The organism is Moraxella catarrhalis, assembly GCF_001632285.1.
GTDB lineage: Bacteria > Pseudomonadota > Gammaproteobacteria > Pseudomonadales > Moraxellaceae > Moraxella > Moraxella catarrhalis.
Genome location: NZ_LWAH01000013.1, coordinates 191851 through 208498, shown reverse-complemented (window position 1 = coordinate 208498; position 16648 = coordinate 191851). Strand labels below are relative to the sequence as shown.

The 16648-nt window shown below is 39.6% G+C and carries 14 protein-coding genes and 2 pseudogenes; 10 read left to right on the top strand and 6 right to left on the bottom strand.

Translation table 11 applies throughout. The annotated features are described in order from the left end of the window. Window positions 1-32: 32 nt before the first annotated feature. A complete protein-coding gene (gene exaC, locus A4U55_RS04115; RefSeq protein ID WP_063454047.1) occupies window positions 33-1544 on the top strand; it encodes an acetaldehyde dehydrogenase ExaC in 1512 nt (503 codons plus the stop codon). Between the two features lie 210 nt (window positions 1545-1754). Here exaC and A4U55_RS04110 read toward each other — a convergent pair whose 3' ends face one another. Further along, window positions 1755-3260, bottom strand: a complete 1506-nt coding sequence (locus A4U55_RS04110) for an alanine/glycine:cation symporter family protein (RefSeq protein ID WP_003660688.1) — start codon at window positions 3258-3260, stop codon at window positions 1755-1757. A gap of 421 nt (window positions 3261-3681) precedes the next feature. Here A4U55_RS04110 and A4U55_RS04105 point away from each other — a divergent pair, with 421 nt between their 5' ends. From A4U55_RS04105 to A4U55_RS08805, 5 genes are all read left to right on the top strand, one after another. Further along, the gene (locus A4U55_RS04105) at window positions 3682-4305 is read left to right on the top strand and encodes a LemA family protein (RefSeq protein ID WP_003659240.1); all 624 of its coding nucleotides are present in this window, start codon (window positions 3682-3684) and stop codon (window positions 4303-4305) included. Window positions 4306-4327: 22 nt separating this feature from the next. Next, a complete protein-coding gene (locus A4U55_RS04100) occupies window positions 4328-5395 on the top strand; it encodes a TPM domain-containing protein (RefSeq protein WP_063454046.1) in 1068 nt (355 codons plus the stop codon). Next, the gene (locus A4U55_RS04095) at window positions 5395-5913 is read left to right on the top strand and encodes a TPM domain-containing protein (protein WP_003659245.1); all 519 of its coding nucleotides are present in this window, start codon (window positions 5395-5397) and stop codon (window positions 5911-5913) included. The genes A4U55_RS04100 and A4U55_RS04095 overlap by 1 nt, the downstream gene beginning before the upstream one ends. Window positions 5914-6710: 797 nt before the next feature. Beyond that, on the top strand, window positions 6711-7370 hold the full coding sequence (locus A4U55_RS04085) for an IS1595 family transposase (RefSeq protein WP_038519865.1): 660 nt from the start codon (window positions 6711-6713) through the stop codon (window positions 7368-7370). 62 nt (window positions 7371-7432) lie between these two features. Next, window positions 7433-8184 (top strand): IS5 family transposase gene (locus A4U55_RS08805; protein WP_105212859.1). Its coding sequence is split into 2 segments (ribosomal slippage): window positions 7433-7766 and window positions 7766-8184, totalling 753 coding nucleotides; the frame shifts between segments, so codons are not numbered across the junction. Here A4U55_RS08805 and A4U55_RS04070 read toward each other — a convergent pair. Both A4U55_RS04070 and A4U55_RS08800 read right to left on the bottom strand, forming a co-directional pair. Continuing rightward, complete coding sequence (locus A4U55_RS04070; RefSeq protein WP_227513422.1) at window positions 8151-8594, bottom strand: MBL fold metallo-hydrolase; 444 nt, start codon at window positions 8592-8594, stop codon at window positions 8151-8153. The genes A4U55_RS08805 and A4U55_RS04070 overlap by 34 nt on opposite strands. 320 nt (window positions 8595-8914) lie before the next feature. After that, window positions 8915-9534 (bottom strand): annotated as a pseudogene (locus A4U55_RS08800) (IS1595 family transposase). 159 nt (window positions 9535-9693) lie between these two features. On the opposite strand from A4U55_RS08800, the gene A4U55_RS04060 reads away from it, so the two are divergent. Genes A4U55_RS04060 through A4U55_RS04045 form a run of 4 tightly spaced genes read left to right on the top strand, consistent with a single transcriptional unit; the run spans window position 9694 to window position 13534 of the window. Then, window positions 9694-10626: a nucleotidyltransferase domain-containing protein gene (locus A4U55_RS04060; RefSeq protein WP_036331513.1), complete on the top strand. Its 933-nt coding sequence runs from the start codon at window positions 9694-9696 to the stop codon at window positions 10624-10626. A 1-nt stretch (window position 10627) separates the two neighbouring features. Continuing rightward, window positions 10628-12250: a ThiF family adenylyltransferase gene (locus A4U55_RS04055; protein ID WP_063454044.1), complete on the top strand. Its 1623-nt coding sequence runs from the start codon at window positions 10628-10630 to the stop codon at window positions 12248-12250. Beyond that, window positions 12250-12717 (top strand): Mov34/MPN/PAD-1 family protein, encoded by a 468-nt coding sequence (locus A4U55_RS04050; RefSeq protein ID WP_003663250.1) that lies wholly within the window; start codon window positions 12250-12252, stop codon window positions 12715-12717. Before A4U55_RS04055 ends, A4U55_RS04050 begins: the two co-directional genes overlap by 1 nt. Continuing rightward, window positions 12704-13534: a DUF6602 domain-containing protein gene (locus A4U55_RS04045; protein WP_003663249.1), complete on the top strand. Its 831-nt coding sequence runs from the start codon at window positions 12704-12706 to the stop codon at window positions 13532-13534. The genes A4U55_RS04050 and A4U55_RS04045 overlap by 14 nt, the downstream gene beginning before the upstream one ends. 107 nt (window positions 13535-13641) lie before the next feature. Here A4U55_RS04045 and A4U55_RS09190 read toward each other — a convergent pair. The 3 genes and pseudogenes from A4U55_RS09190 to A4U55_RS04030 all read right to left on the bottom strand — a co-directional run. Beyond that, window positions 13642-14676: pseudogene (locus A4U55_RS09190) on the bottom strand (NAD(P)-dependent alcohol dehydrogenase); the annotation flags it as partial. 75 nt (window positions 14677-14751) lie between these two features. Beyond that, window positions 14752-15411: an NAD(P)H-dependent oxidoreductase gene (locus A4U55_RS04035; RefSeq protein ID WP_063454043.1), complete on the bottom strand. Its 660-nt coding sequence runs from the start codon at window positions 15409-15411 to the stop codon at window positions 14752-14754. A 106-nt stretch (window positions 15412-15517) separates the two neighbouring features. After that, window positions 15518-16579, bottom strand: coding sequence for an NADH:flavin oxidoreductase/NADH oxidase (locus tag A4U55_RS04030; protein ID WP_063454042.1), 1062 nt, complete (start codon window positions 16577-16579; stop codon window positions 15518-15520). Between the last annotated feature and the right edge of the window lie 69 nt (window positions 16580-16648).

Sequence of the window (16648 nt, the reverse complement as noted above, 5' to 3'; positions counted from 1 at the left end):
ATCTTAGTCACGATAACAAAGGAGTTGTTTTTATGCGTTATGCCAATCCAAATACCAAAGACAGTAAAGTTTCATTCAAAGAAAAATACGAAAATTTTATTGGGGGCAAGTGGGTTGCACCCGTAGATGGTGAGTATTTTGAGGATATTTCACCTGTTGATGGTAAAGTCTTTGCAAAAGTCGCTAAGTCCAACAAAAAAGATGTTGAGCTGGCATTGGATGCAGCAGATGAGGCTAAACAAACATGGAATAAATCCACGCCGAGCGAACGATCCAACTTGCTTTTAAAAATTGCCAATCGCTTGGAGGAAAATTTAGAATTATTAGCAGTGGCAGAAACTTGGGAAAATGGTAAGCCAATTCGTGAGACATTGGCGGCAGATATTCCATTGGCGATTGATCATTTTAGATATTTTGCAGGATGTATCCGTGCCCAAGAGGGCAGCATTTCACAGATTGATGAAGATACCGTCGCTTATCATTATCATGAACCAATTGGCGTGGTTGGGCAAATCATTCCATGGAATTTTCCAATTTTAATGGCGGCATGGAAAATCGCACCTGCTTTAGCCGCTGGTAATTGTATTGTATTAAAACCCGCCGAACAAACGCCAGTGAGTATTTTGGTCTTGATTGAATTGATTGAAGACTTGTTGCCTGCAGGTATTTTAAATGTGGTGAATGGCTATGGGCCTGATGTGGGAGAACCGCTGGCAACCAATCCACGCATTGGTAAAGTTGCCTTTACAGGGTCTACCGAAGTGGGTCAAAAGATCATGGAGTATGCCACAGAAAATATCATTCCTGTAACACTTGAGCTTGGCGGCAAATCACCCAATGTCTTTTTTGCTGATGTCATGGATAAAGATGATGAATTCTTGGATAAAGCATTGGAAGGCTTTACCATGTTTGCTTTAAATCAAGGTGAGGTATGTACTTGCCCGTCACGCGCTTTGGTTCATGAAAGTATCGCTGAAGAATTTTTGAAAAAAGCGGTCGAGCGTGTTAAGAAAATCAAAACAGGACATCCGCTTGATACCGAGACGATGGTTGGGGCACAGGCTTCCCAAGAGCAACAAGATAAGATTTTGGGCTATATTGATAAGGGTAAGTCTGAAGGTGCTAAAATGCTGACAGGCGGTGAGGTACGACATGATGTCGATGGTGGCTATTATATTGAACCAACTGTCTTCAAGGGCGAAAACAGCATGGAAATTTTCCGAGATGAAATTTTTGGCCCTGTGTTGGCAGTGACGACCTTTAAAGATTTTGATGAAGCGATAAAAATTGCTAATGATACCATGTATGGTCTGGGTGCTGGTGTGTGGACACGAGATGGCTCAACGGCTTATCGAGCGGGTCGAGCGATTCAAGCGGGTCGAGTATGGACAAATTGCTATCATATTTATCCAGCACACGCAGCTTTCGGTGGCTATAAAAAATCAGGCATTGGGCGTGAAAACCATAAGATGATGCTTGAGCATTATCAGCTTACCAAAAATCTATTGGTAAGCTATTCACCCAAGGCGATGGGTCTGTTTTAATGAGTTTAGACGAGTTTGGTGCAATGAATTTGACCTACCAATGGGTGGGTCAAATTTTGCTTAAAACTTAAAGCTAATTCATTAAAACTTAATTAAATCCATTGCATGGTAATACAATAAAAGTCATCGGGCATTGATCAAACAATAACCAAAATCATAAAAAAGTCCCATGATATCGCTATCATGGGACTTTTGTTTGGTAGATGAAAATTAGTTTTGTTCTTTTTTATTGCGTTCTTCCCAGAAAGTGGCATTTTTGATACCCAGTTTGATGGGGTCAAAAGTAAACTTAGTTACGCCAGCTTTTTGTTGAGCTTCATAGTCTTTGAGTGCCAAAATAGCAGGCTTAGCCATAAAGAAGATCGCCAAAATACCGACAATATTAAGCCATGCGGTTAAACCGACACCAACATCACCCATATTCCAAATATAACCTGAGTTATTGATTGCCCCATAAGCAACCGCAAAGATAAGCACCAGTTTGATGAAAAATAAAGCCCCTGTTGTTTTAATTGAGCGTGTCAAATATGCCACATTAACTTCAGCAATATAATAATAAGCCATAATGGTGGTAAATGAGAAGAAAAATACCGCAACCGCCACAAAGGTATTACCAAAACTACCAAAAATGCTAGAAACAGCCATCTGTGTAAATGCAGGTCCGCTGATGATGGTGGCTGCATCAACATTTTGAACCAAGAACTGACCTTCTGGCAGTGTGCCTTGAATGTTGTACATGCCAGTCATTAAAATCATAAAGGCAGTCGCTGAACAAACAAATAGGGTATCAACATAGACCGAAAAAGCTTGTACCATGCCTTGTTGTGCAGGGTGTTCTACCTCTGCTGCACCAGCATGGTGCGGTCCCGTACCTTGACCTGCTTCGTTGGAATACACACCTCGTTTCACACCCCAGCCAATCGCAGCCCCCAAGCCTGCTTGTGCTGTAAAGGCATCACCAACGATTAGACTGATGATATTAGGCAGTTGGTTGATATTAAATAAAACAATCAGCACGGCCATCAAAATATAGCCCAATGCCATTAAAGGCACAACAAATTCAGCCACACGAGCGATACGCTTAATACCACCAAAAATGATTAAGCCTAAAATAAGAACCATGACCAAGGTTACCACCAGGGTATTTGTACCAACCGCACCAAATGCAGTATTTACCATAGTGCCTTCACCTGTGATGCCCGTGATGGCTTTAACAACACCATTTGACTGAACGCCTGGTAAGAATAATCCACAAGAGATGATGAATGAAATGGCGACTAAAATACCATAAAATTTACCAAACCCACCACCAAAGAACTTTTCAAAGTAGTAAGCAGGACCACCACGGTACTGACCACGGTCGTTTTCTTTATAAATCTGAGCTAAGGTAGATTCGGTATATGCAGTAGCAGCACCCAAAAAGGCAACCACCCACATCCAAAATACAGCCCCAGGGCCACCAAAACCAATCGCAGCGGCAACACCTGCAATATTACCCATGCCAACTCGGCCAGATAAAGAGACGGTCAGCGCTTGAAATGAGCTGATGCCTTCAGGTGATTGATTGCCAGAAAAAAGCAGGCGGATCATTTCTTTAAAATGACGCAGTTGCACAAAGCGAGTCAAGATAGAATAAAATAGCCCAGCTGCCAAGCACAGGTAAATCAGTGCAGGGCTCCAAATAATCCCATTTAGGGTATCAATCATGCTTTTCATAAGCATATTCCTTTATTTATCCCAAGCATTTTACCATTGGGAGATTAGACCACAATTATGCTATCAATCCATCACAATCTAGGATGTTGGTTAATAGATAGCCAATCCATTTACCTAAGAGATACAAAAATGCCATATTTTACCAATGACATGAAACATATTGTCTTAGATAATTGCAATTTGCCATAAAATTTTGAGAAAAGCCAGTAAAAATTATACTTTTTTATAAAAAATTTCATCAAACACATGATTTTATGGTTAATGTATAAATTTTTTTATGCATTTAAGGTGTTGTTAACAGAGTATTTTACCCATATCTACTCAAAAGATGCTAAATTTTAGACATTAAATTTACAAGCATCTTTATGATTAAAAAAAATGACTGTATAATCATAGCAATATAAAAAATGGGATTCTTAAAATGATTATGAAAAAACATCTGTTCATCAGTGTAATACTTGCCTTGACATTAAGTTTGTCGGGTTGCGGTTATAACGCACTGCAAGCCCAAGATGAGCAAACAGCTGCCGCTTGGTCTGAAGTGGTTAACCAATACCAACGCAGAGCTGATTTGGTACCCAATTTGGTACAGGTTGTTGAGCGTTATGCTAATCATGAGCAGGCCGTATTTAGCGAAGTTGCTGAAGCTCGGGCCCGTGTGGGTAGTGTGCAGCTGACGCCTGAAGCATTGAACGACCCCCAAGCCATGCAGCAATATCAAGACGCTCAAGGTCAGATGACCTCAGCACTGTCTCGCTTGATGATGGTATCAGAACGCTATCCTGAGCTTAAGGCAGATGCATTATTCCAAGACTTACAAGTACAGCTTGAGGGTACCGAAAATCGCATCACGGTTGCACGCAATCACTACATTGAAGATGTCCGTACCTATAATACAACTGTACGCCAATTTCCAACCAATTTGACGGCGATGGTATTTGGTATGAAGCCTAAGCCTAATTTTAGTGTTGAAAATGAAGCGGCGATCTCAGTGGCACCCACGGTTAATTTTGGCAATAACACCAATACTGGCACTGCACAGTAATTGACTTTGTGTGGTTAAGGTAATGCAAAAAATGCACGCTCATACTCAAGCGATACAGCGATGGGTGATGGCGATTTTACTACCAATTTTATTAATTTTTGGTGAGACCGCTTGGGCTTCTGAGTCTGTATCTGAAGATGATTTGACAGCACTGATTATCAGTGCTAATCGTGCGTCCCAAAGTAATCCAAATTCACCACTGGCAGAATCTGTGCGTGAATTTGAGCAGGCTATTAATCCCGCCAATCAAGCAGATACCAAACCCCAATCAACCCCCATCAATATACCAACATCTCACGCACAAAGTATCAGCCATGACAAGCTGATTTTAAATACACCTGTGGTTGATGTTGCCAAAATATTGACACCATCAGAATATCTACACTTAACCGAACAGCTCCATAAGATTTATCAAGATAATTTGGCTCAAGCTGCTTTGGTGATTGTTCCAAGTACTGATGGTATCGATATTTTTGATTATGCACTTGCCGTCGCTGAGCGATGGCAGTTAGGTCAAGCAGATACAGATGATGGTTTATTAATTACTGTTGCGGTGAATGACCGAAAGATATATATCCTAACAGGTTATGGACTTGAGGGTGTGCTGCCTGATGCAGCATTAAGTCGTATTATTCGTGATGATATCACACCTGCTTTTAAATCAGGCAATTATGCTCAAGGGCTGTCAGCAGGGATTGCACGCATTGATGAACGCCTAAGAGCTGATCCTGAAAGTTTGGCTCGTGCTGACGCTCAGACTGATGATTCTGTGGATATAGACATCATTGGCTTATTTATCATTGCGTTGATTGCAGGTTCTTTTTTGGGGGCGATTCTTGGTAGATTTTTGGGTGCAACCTTTGGTGCAGGTGGATTTGTTATTGTGGCACTGATGAGTGGTGCTGGATTTTTTGTGGTAATGATCGCTGCAGTCATATTATGGGTATTTTTATTGGCTCGTGGTGTCTTACCGATCACAGATGGTAGCGGTAACTTTGGTAGCGGTGGGCGAAGTGGCGGTTTTGGTGGCGGTGGCTTTGGTGGCGGTGGCGGCAGCTTCGGTGGTGGCGGTGCAGGAGGTTCTTGGTAATGCAGACAATTCAATCAACCAAAAGTTTGGCTCGGCTGTTTCGTCAGATGGTTTATATTCCCTCACTGCATAATCGCTGGCTGACTAAAACTGTCAAGACCACATTGACACAAGCGATTACACAGGCGGAGCTGGGTCATCGTGGGGAGATTTACCTGATTATTGAAAATCACTTGCCTATTACCAATGCCTATAGCCAAGATTGTCGTGAGCGTGCCTTATATTTGTTTGCAACGCACAAGGTTTGGGATACAGAGCATAATTCTGGCGTGCTTGTGTATGTCAATTTGTGTGAGCATAATCTTGAGATTATTGCTGATCGTGGTATTGATCAAAAGGCACATATGGATGATTGGCAAAATATGTGTGATGATGCGGTAGCTCAATTTCGCCAAGGCAAGATGCAAATAGGTTTGACAACGCTCATCACTCAGCTTGGTAAATTATTAAAACTGCATTATCCAAGTAGTGATGAGATGGGTAATGAGCTGTCCAATCAAGTCACTTATCTTAGGTAGGTTAGCATTGGTTTAAAATATGTCATTGGTTATTCATTTTTAACCATCAATGGAAATAATAGCAAATCTATTTGATAAGAAAATAGTTTATGGATGACAATCATTAAAAAAGCAAATGTCATCAAAAAATAACTATTGATATATACGCCAACAGACATAACAATCATCAAGACAATCATTAGATATGCAGAAAAAAATACTGGCGTTTGTATGGCTTCTTTGCAACAAGGGCATTTGCCAGAATATTCTAGGACATCAATGCATTTTTTATGACAGTTAGGGCATTTTTTCATAATGTATTTAACTATTTTTTAAGCCATGGTTTGGTTGCAATAACCTTCTTCTTGCATCAAAAAAGTATACTAATAAAATTCTATTTATTTTTCAATACATTGGCAATCAAAAAACAGATAAATATCAGCGTTGATGATAAAAAACCCAACCCTAAGGTAAATAATATTAGATTTACACTTGAATTGGCAAAAACTCTTCAATGCAAATGGCTAAAAATATCAAAAAACCAAAAATTAATGAAATGATGAATTGCTTTTTTTAGATTTTGTTTTTGCAATGTCATCACCCGCACAAGATAACAAACCAGATAATAAGTCAAACATAAAACTCACCTAAAATTGTAAATTATGATGGATAGCCGCACTGGTGAGGATGGTTACTGTTGTGAACGATAACTGGTGTTTGTCAAGTGTTTTATGCCAGAATATATCATATGGCAACCATACCCATCAAGAATGTGAGTTGGCTCTAGACTAGCAGAAACAATCTGATAGACTAGAAACATGAGATACAACAGTAAGTTAAGCAAATACAAAGTCAAAAAAATCATACAATGCTTCTGCATTGACATAGATGCGACCAAGACTGCTCAACTATTAAGCCTAAATCGTAACACAATCAACCGCTGGTATGGTATCTTTAGACAAGTTATCTATGAATACCAAATGGGGCAAAAAAATCAACTCTACGGCTCTATTGAAGTCGATGAAAGCTACTTTGGAGCGAAACGCCAAAGAGGCTATCATGGTAAACTCAAACGAGGTCGTGGCACATTAAAACAACCTGTATTTGGAATCTTTGAACGAGATGGTAGGGTTTATACCGAAATCGTTCCAGATTGCACAGCTAAATCGCTACAAGCCATTATCTTGGGTAAAGTATCACCTGATAGTGTTATCTATTCAGATGGGTGGCGTGGCTATAATGGCTTGGTTGATGTGGGTTATGCTAAACACTTTCGGGTAAATCATAGCAAAAATGAGTTTGCTCATGGTAAGTGTCATATCAACGGTATTGAATCCTTTTGGAGTTTTACCAAAAGAAGGTTTGCAAAATTTAACAGTGTAAGCAAAAATTTCGAATGGCATTTGAAAGAATGCGAATGGCGCTGGAAGCAGAATATTGATGATTTAGAAAAACATTTATGGTCGCTTCTGCAATAAATTATACCAATCACTCTGCTAGGCTCTGTTGACATACATTGAATTGATGGCATGCTATTGATATGAACAGATTAATGCTAAGTGATGCCCAATGGATCAAGATAGAGCCGCTTTGTGCCGGTAAAGTCACAGATGACGGAAGAAGCGCAAAAGACAACCGATTGTTTATCGAAGCAGTGTTGTGGATTATTCGTACAGGCAGTCCCTGGCGTGATTTACCTGAAGAATTCGGTAAGTGGAACAGCGTGTTCCAACGCTATCGCAGATGGGTCAAGGCTGAGCGTTTTGCCGTAATCTTTGAAGCGCTGCGGGGAGATCCTGATATGGAATACGCTATGATTGACGGCACCATTGTTAAAGTCCACCGCCACGGACAAGGTACAAAAGGGGGACTTTAAATCAGGCCATCGGTAAATCCAAAGGCGGCATGAGTACCAAAATCTTGGCCTTAGTCGACGCATTGGGCAATTTGGTTTCATTCCCCCTATTACCCGGGCAACGTCATGACATTGTCGGTGCCGAAGCGCTAATTAAAGACAAAGAGTTTAATGCTTTACTGGCAGACAAAGCCTTTGATGCAGATTGGCTGTTAGAGGAACTGAACGAAAGGGCTTGCCAAGCGGTGATTCCATCGACGAGCAAGCGAAAACTGCAATGTGCTTATGACCGGCATGTGTACAAATGGCGTCATTTGGTAGAAAATGTTTTCTGTGATTTAAAGGAGTTTAAGAAGATAGCCATGCGTTCGGAGAAAACAGACAGATCCTTTGCGGCAAACATTTATCTCGCTGCAACACTTATGGCTTCAAGGTGATTGTCAACAGACCCTAGCCTTGCCCCCACGCCAAGCGGTACGACAAACCGCTCTGCCTTGTCCGCCAAATGGTCATAATGGTCGTGAGTAATCAGCACAACGTCAATGGCGGGCAGGTTTTGGCGTGCGATTGGGACTTCTTGAAAGCGTGGGGCGATGAGCGGTAGATTCAAGGGGTTGGTGTTGTCAAACACAGGATCGGTCAAAAAGCGTACGCCGTCCAGCTCCAAAATCGCGGACGCATGACCGAGCCAATAGTAGGCGAAGTTTTCAGACTGGCTGAAAGTCGCCTGATTTAAATCCATCATAGGCAAACGAGCCTTTGGCGTGTAACCGTCAAACCGCACAAAACCGCCTTGCCCTGTGGCTTTGTCGGGATAATAGGGCAAATCGGTGGTATAAAGGTTCACAAATTGCCCGTTTTTGTAATAGGACAAATGAGCAAAACGGCTCTCATCGGGCAATTCGCCCAAATTGCGATAGCATCACGCCCAAAATGGCGACAATCAAGGCAAGCACGCTGAATTTAAACAGGCGTTTTAAAATGGGGTGTTTAACAGTCGGTTTCATCGGTTTGGCAAATAAAATAAACCATTAGGGACTGGGCTGTCCTAATGGTTTGGTTTGAAAAAGGATATTATACAAGGTTTTAGATATTAAGGGAAATTGAGAATGGTTATGGGTGGGTATAATTTAGTAGGCTCTAGACTAGCAGGGTGATTGGTATAATTTATTGCAGAAGCGACCATTCGCATTCTGTCAAATGCCATTCGAAATTTTTGCTTACACCGTTAAATTTTGCAAACCTTCTTTTGATAAAACTCCAAAAACTTTCTATACCGTTGATGTGTCTGCTGCCATGTGCAAATTCGTTTTGTCCGTGATTAACCCGAAAATGCTTGCTATAACCCACATCAACCAATCCGCTATATCCACGCCAGCTATCAGAATAGATGACGCTGTCCAAGCTGACTTTACCCAGTATAATGTCTTGCAAGGTCTGCTTCTTACAATCAGGAACGATTTCCGTATAAACTCTGCCCTCACGTTCGAATATACCGAATACAGGCTGTTTCAACGTTCCTCTGCCGCGTTTGAGTTTGCTATGAAAGCCTCGTTGCCACTTGGCGCCAAAATAACTTTCATCGACTTCTATGCTTCCATAGATTTGTTCCTTAAGTTCACTCTGATGGCGATAGATTTCCTGACGAAAGATGTTGTACCAATGATTGATGGTATTGCGATTAAAACCAGTCAGCAAAGCGGTTTTTAAGGCTTCAATATCGGCACAAAAGTGCCGAATAATTTTTTTTTGAGATGATATGTACTTAATTTACTGTTGTATCTCATTTTTCTAGTCTAACAGAGTGATTCTGCTAGTCTAGAGCCTTTAGTATTATACTTTAATCAAGACCGTATTCGTGCTATTGGTACTTGAAATTCCATAGGTACAACCCAATATATATTGAAACAATCTGTTATGCACTGAAAATTTTATGGAGATTAACCATGTCTGACTACAAAAGCAATTACTTAAATTCCGTATTAGAAAGCTATCGAATGAAACATATCGATGGGTTAGTTAACAAATATCGTGAAAAACGTGATGAAATTAAAGCTTTCTTGAATGAACAATATGGTAGTAAAATTTATGAGTCATTTAATTCGGGATCATATAAAAAACATACGGCCATCAATACCAAGTTTGATTTGGATTTGGTTGTACCATTTAAACATAATGCTTTTTCAACATTAGAAAAAATGTTTGAAGATGTTTTGGAAAAACTAACAGAAAAGTATAAAGATGAAACTACTGTAAAGAAACAAGGGGTTTCTATAGGTTTAACTTTTGATGAAGAAGATGAAATTAATATTGATGTTGTTCCTGCGAGAGAGACTAGCCAAGATTCTTTTCCAGAACATGAGGATTTAAATCTACATAAAACACAAAATGAGGGTTATCTTAAAACCAATATTCACGCTCAAATTGAACACATTAAAGCCAAAGAAAATGAAAGAAAAGTTATTCGTTTGCTAAAAATTTGGAAAGCTTGTCATCAATACAAATACAAGTCTTTTTTTATTGAATTATTGGTGATTAAAGCTTATGAAAAATCGTCTCCAAAGGGTAATTTATGGGAACAATTTAAAATTGTTTTAAAATATATCATTGATAATATTCAGAGTGAAAATTTCACACTCAAAGACCCGGGCAACTGCAATAATGATTTGGCATCATCATTAGATGATACAAAAAAAGCTGTTCTAGTTTCTCAACTAAAATCCATGTTGGAACAAATTGAATTAAATGAGAAACAAATAGAGTTTTATCTTCCATTAAATGAAAAATTTGCCGAAGATAATAAAGATGAGAATAAGGCTTATGGGCTTAAAAGTTCGGTATTAGTTTCAACACCTCCAATTTCACAAAGATTTGGTTAATATGAGATTTTCTAAAGTTGAATTAGAGCAAACCATTCAATCCATTCCATATATTCAAAATTTATCTGCTCTTTCATTTTCGCAAGAGCAGGTAAGTTTTGATATTACTTTTGATTTTGAAGAATTAGATAAACCTATTGATTTTAATATTATCATTGATAAAGCCTACCCATTAAAAATCAGTGACAGTGAGTCCATTCGCTTTTATCTAAAAGATGATGAGTATAAACAATTTAGCCATGTAATGTCAGACAATGCTATTTGCTTTCATAATCAGCATTGTATTATTTTTGAAAAAAAATTACAGCAAGATTTTCAAGCAATCAAATGGTGGATTAAAAAATACGTCATCAATCAAGAAAAAGACGAGCATTATGAGCATTTAATTACAGCAAATCATACTTATAATGGAGTATATTTCTCCTTTCAATTTACCGATATCGATAAGTCATTTTCTAAAAATGAGATTGGCATTGTTACCAATACTTACTTAACAAAATCAAAATATCATGATAAGGATATGTACAATTATTTAGTGCAATCCTTTACACATAATGTTACCAATAAAAATTGCCAATGGTCATCGTTTTACTCAAGCAAGGAAAACAACTTATTAGGAATTTATATCTTTATTGAAGATAAACCCTCAATTTATGACAGATTTTCATTTTCAAATTGGCAAGAATTTAAATCCCTATTTAACCAAGAAATGTTAAGTGAGATTTGGGGAATTACTCTTACCATTCAACAAGAGCATATACCTATTTTTATTGGATATAATACAAAAAATCAGAACATTCACTGGCAAGTTGCGATGATTGATTTGAAAGACCAATTTTTCCAAAATACGCAAGGAATACATGAACTTTGCGATAAGCAAATAAACTGGGTTATTTCAAAAAATTCATCCTATCATTATTTTTTCGGACGAGGTGCGTTTCATCCAAATCTAACTAATAAAAAAGTGCTTATTATTGGGTTGGGAGCAATTGGAAGTCAAGTCGCAAGGACACTCGTTAGGGGAGGTTGTAAAAATATTACAATTGCTGATTATGATGTTAAAGAGCCAGAGAATATTTGCCGTTCAGAATATAACTTTCTTCCACCTTATACCAATAAAACAGATGAATTAGCAAGTATTTTATGGCGTATATCTCCCTTTGTTGAGTTGAGTTCTATTCGTCATTTGGCAACAGAATATATTAAATTTGATCTTCCATCAGAATACCTTAATCTTTTATCAGCGCAATTTTCAGAATTTGATTATATTTTTGATTGTTCTACCGATGATGATTTAATGTATCTTACAGGCAAGTTAAATTTAACCAGCACTATATTGAATTTATCTATAACAAATCACGCAAAAGCATTGGTATGTGGTGTTTCACCCAATCATTACCGCTTTGTTAGACATCAGTTTGATAATATTTTAGAGAATGATACTTTGGATTTATATAATCCTATTGGCTGTTGGAATCCAACTTTTAAAGCATCGTATAATGATATTGCCATTATGGTTCAACTATCATTAAAAACAATTAACTTAATGATTCAAGAGAATAATTATCAAAATTTTACTATTCAATATGATGATAATCTCAATTTAAAGGTTGAGAGGTTTTAATGATTATTAAAAAATATAAAAATCTTCAATTATGTATTGAATGCCCACTTATTAAACTGATGACGAAGACCGCAATTCATCATTATCCAAACGAATATGGTGGATTTTTGTTGGGTTATTATTCTGATGATTTTACCAAATTGTATGTTAAAGATTTTTTATTGGTTGATAAATACGCCAGCTCACCAGTAGAATTTAGGCGTAAATTAAATGTAAAAATTCATGATTTTGAAAAGATATTTCAAGAAACTGGTTTATATTATATAGGTGAATGGCATAGTCATCCCAATGCATCAGCGTGGTATAGTTTAACAGATTTGCAAGCAATGAATAATATTGCTTATTGTAATACAGTTCAGCTGAATAATCCTGTTTTGCTTATTTTAAGTATTTCTAACAATAAATTGTTGGATTTTAATTTCTTTATTTTTGATAAAGGTAGGTTAATTGTTTATGAATCATGTTGATTTATCAGCCTTGTTTCGTGGTATGCAAGGGCAAATGCAAAGCCAATTAAGTACCAATCGTGAATTTATTTATCATCCAGGTTCAAAAGGTGATGCCTTAGAAAATGCTTGGATTGAATGGTTGCAAAATTATTTACCAAATCGTTATAGTGTAGATAAAGCAATTGTGATTGATTGCCACGGAAATACTAGTGACCAAATTGATATTGTTATTTATGATAATTGGTTTACACCATTTATTTTTAATCAAAATGGCTTTAAATACATTCCAGCCGAAGGAGTTTATGCTGTTTTTGAAGTCAAACCTGATATTCAGGGAAATGTAGGTGATATTAATTACATTAAGTACGCAGGTCAAAAAATTGCCAGTGTCAGAAAATTAGACCGCACATCAACATCTATGATTAATTCTGGGCAAAAACTACCTGCTCGTCCATTAACAAAGATTATTGGTGGGATTTTAACTACAACCAATTCTTTTACACATACTAACAATGATACCATTCAAAAGCATATCAACTCTTTAACTGATTTAGAGGGGATTGATTTGGGTTGTATTATGGATTATGGTAGCTTCTTTGTGCAATATCAAGGGGAAGAAGATACCAATGAGAGAATAGATTTTAGCAAACGCATTCATGATTATTATCATAATCGAACTTTTCAATCATTAGTATTTAGTCAGCCTGAAAATTCATTAATCACTTTCTTTATGCAATTAACCCGTTATTTGCAACAAGCAATTGGAACAGTGCCTGCTATTGATTTACAAGCATATATGAATACGATTGGAGAAAAAATTGACAATAAAATTTAAGCTAAACTTATTGATTATCATCAGTATTTTTGATTATATAATATTGTTCTAAATAAAAACACCGTTTCCAACTCTGAAAACGGTGTTTCCCTATTCCACAAAAAGCATCACCCCTTCAAACTCGCCATATCAATCACAAAGCGATATTTGACATCAGATTTAAGCATTCTTTCATACGCATCATTGATGTCTTGCATATTTATCATCTCCACATCTGGCACGATATTATGCTCGGCACAAAAATCCAACATTTCTTGGGTCTCACGAATTCCGCCAATCACAGACGCAGAAATGCTATGGCGACCCATAATCATCGGCACGGTGTTAATGGTTTGTTCCAGCTCGCCCATCAGACCGACCAGTACCAGCGTACCGTCCAAGGCAAGTGTCGGCACATAGGGCTTAAATCGTGGGTGTATGGCACGGTGTCAATGATGACATCAAAGGTGTTTGCCACCTTGAACATCTGATTTTCATCGGTGGACAGCACCACACGGCTCGCCCCCAAGCGGTAAGCGTCATCGGATTTTCCAAGCGAACGGGTAAAGAGCGTAACTTCCGCCCCCATAGCATGAGCAAGTTTGACCGCCATATATCCCAGTCCGCCCAGTCCGACCACGCCCACTTAGGTGTCTTTGCCGACTTTCCAATGACGCAGGGGCGAGTAGGTGGTAATGCCTGCACACAGTAGCGGGGCGACCGCTTGGGTGTCTAGGTTTTCGGATACTTTTAACACAAAATCTTCGCTCACCACGATAGACGTGCTATAACCGCCTTGGGTCAGCGTGCCGTCATGACGGTCAAGACTGCCGTAAGTGCCTATATTGCCGTGTTCGCAGTATTGCTCCAAACCGTATGAACATGGCGAGCAGGTACGGCAAGAATCCACCATACAGCCCACGCCCACCAAGTCGCCTACCTTAAATTTTTGGGCGTTGTCGCCGACTTTGGCAATGCGTCCGATGATTTCGTGTCCGACCACAATCGGATAAGTGTGTGGGTAAAGCCCCAGTCGTTGCGAGCGGTGTGCAAATCGCTATGGCACACGCCACAATACGTGATGTCAATCAGCACATCATCGGCACGCAGTTCACGGCGCTCAAAACTGTGTGGGTAAGCGGTGTGGTTGGGCTAAATGCGGCTTAGGATTGGGTAGGATAGGTCATAATATTTCCTTAATTTATGTTTTTAATAAATATTTTGTTGAGAGAATGTGTTTATTCCACAAACTTCACAACTTGCTTAAAAGTCTTGCGTGCTTTGGGCTTAATCTCTTTATCACGATAGCCAAATGTTACCATGACCGACACCGCCCACTCATTTGGGTCAAACAAACCCTCGTCTGCCAAAAGCTGGTTCACCTCCTTATAAGCAAAACCCTCAATCGGACAAGAGTCCACACCAATCATTGCCGCCCCTGTCATCATATTGGCAAGTGCGATGTAGGTTTGTTTGCTTGCCCAGTCATACAGACTGCGTTCGCTGTCTAAGATGGCGATGTCTTGTTCTTGGAATTTTTGGTACACCTCCAATGCTTTGGCACGGTCATCACCCATCAAACCTCGTCTGTCCATGATTTCACCAAAATAAGGTGTGTCATAACGGGCATTTTTCTTGGCAAGTATGGCAACGATATGACTGGATGTTTCCATAGTCGGAATGCCCCAGCAGTAAGGCTTTAACTTTTGGCGTAAATCGGCATTTTGTAACACCAAAAATTGCCAAGGTTCAGAACCCACCGAGCTTGGGCTTAGACGCCCCAACTCCAAAATATAGTTAAAATCCTCGGCAGGGATTTTTTTATCGCCATCATACGAGCGAGTAGACACACGATAATGAAAGGCGTCTAAAACGTCATCTTTGTTAAAAAATTGCATGGTTGAACTCCAAAATAATGAATGATTATGACAGTGTATCTAAACACGATTTAAGCCTGATTAAACAGCCCAAACCGCCCAAAAATACCGTTCATTGCTAAAAAATTCACACAAACCCACGCTCATATTGTCTGGGCACAAACTGCACCTCTTTGCCATCTGAGCGGTTTTGCTGATACTGGGCATTTAGCACCCAATATGGGTCTCGAAGCAGCCCACGACCTATCGCCACAAGATCGGCATCGCCCACACCAAGCACATGGTCAGCCACGGCAGGGTCATCTAGCATGCCCACAGCAATCACAGGTTTGCCTGTGGCGTGTTTGACTTTGCGAGCCAGTGCCACCTGATAGCCTGCATAAAATTGGGGGTGCTTGCCCTCACACAATACGCCATCGCCGCCGCCGCTGACATGAAACACATCTGCCCCAGCTGTTGAGAAGCGTTTGGCAATCTCCACACCATAATCACTGTCAAAGCCGTTTTCGCCATACTCTTGGGCAGAGATACGCACGATTAGGGGCATTTCATCAGGCATGACGGCACGAACGGCGTGAATGACTTGCTCGCCAAACAATAGGCGGTCTTGTCCGTATTCATCGCTTCGTTGGTTGGATTTGGGTGCACAAAACTGGTGAATCAAATAGCCGTGGGCGGCGTGAAGCTCAATTGCATCAAAGCCTGCATTCACCGCTCTTTTGACAGAGTCGGCAAATGCTTGTACCAATGCTTTTATCTCGTCAATGCTCAGCTGCCTTGGGGTGATGAGATTTTGCCCAGCATAGTCAAGCTCACCATAATGAATGGCAGACGGGGCAACGGCATTTGGCTCATCTTGGGCTTTACGACCTGCATGGGCGATTTGAATGCCAATTTTCGCCCCTTGTGCATGCACGCTGTCCACCAATTTTTTAAACGCTTGTTCTTGCTCATCATTCCAAAGCCCCAAACAGTTCGCCGTAATGCGACCATTGGCAGAGACATTGGTCATCTCAACGATAATGAGGCCCACACCGCCCACCGCTCGGCTGGTGTAATGGAGCAAATGCCAGTCATTTGGCACACCATCCGTAGCAGAATATTGGCACATTGGGGGCATGACAATGCGGTTTTTGAGTTCAAGGTTTTTTAGGCTGATGGGGTTTAGGATTTTGCGAAAAGTTGCCATGATTGTCCTATTGTTTTAGATACTCATTATTTTGATGCTAAGTTTTTGATACTAAGTGATTTGGATACT

Excerpts from the sequence above, each read along its gene's own strand:
- exaC (WP_063454047.1), top strand. The coding sequence starts at position 33 with ATGCGTTATGCCAATCCAAATACCAAAGACAGTAAAGTTTCATTCAAA.
- A4U55_RS04110 (WP_003660688.1), bottom strand. The coding sequence starts at position 3,260 with ATGAAAAGCATGATTGATACCCTAAATGGGATTATTTGGAGCCCTGCA.
- A4U55_RS04105 (WP_003659240.1), top strand. The coding sequence starts at position 3,682 with ATGATTATGAAAAAACATCTGTTCATCAGTGTAATACTTGCCTTGACA.
- A4U55_RS04100 (WP_063454046.1), top strand. The coding sequence starts at position 4,328 with ATGCAAAAAATGCACGCTCATACTCAAGCGATACAGCGATGGGTGATG.
- A4U55_RS04095 (WP_003659245.1), top strand. The coding sequence starts at position 5,395 with ATGCAGACAATTCAATCAACCAAAAGTTTGGCTCGGCTGTTTCGTCAG.
- A4U55_RS04085 (WP_038519865.1), top strand. The coding sequence starts at position 6,711 with ATGAGATACAACAGTAAGTTAAGCAAATACAAAGTCAAAAAAATCATA.
- A4U55_RS04060 (WP_036331513.1), top strand. The coding sequence starts at position 9,694 with ATGTCTGACTACAAAAGCAATTACTTAAATTCCGTATTAGAAAGCTAT.
- A4U55_RS04055 (WP_063454044.1), top strand. The coding sequence starts at position 10,628 with ATGAGATTTTCTAAAGTTGAATTAGAGCAAACCATTCAATCCATTCCA.
- A4U55_RS04050 (WP_003663250.1), top strand. The coding sequence starts at position 12,250 with ATGATTATTAAAAAATATAAAAATCTTCAATTATGTATTGAATGCCCA.
- A4U55_RS04045 (WP_003663249.1), top strand. The coding sequence starts at position 12,704 with ATGAATCATGTTGATTTATCAGCCTTGTTTCGTGGTATGCAAGGGCAA.
- A4U55_RS04035 (WP_063454043.1), bottom strand. The coding sequence starts at position 15,411 with ATGCAATTTTTTAACAAAGATGACGTTTTAGACGCCTTTCATTATCGT.
- A4U55_RS04030 (WP_063454042.1), bottom strand. The coding sequence starts at position 16,579 with ATGGCAACTTTTCGCAAAATCCTAAACCCCATCAGCCTAAAAAACCTT.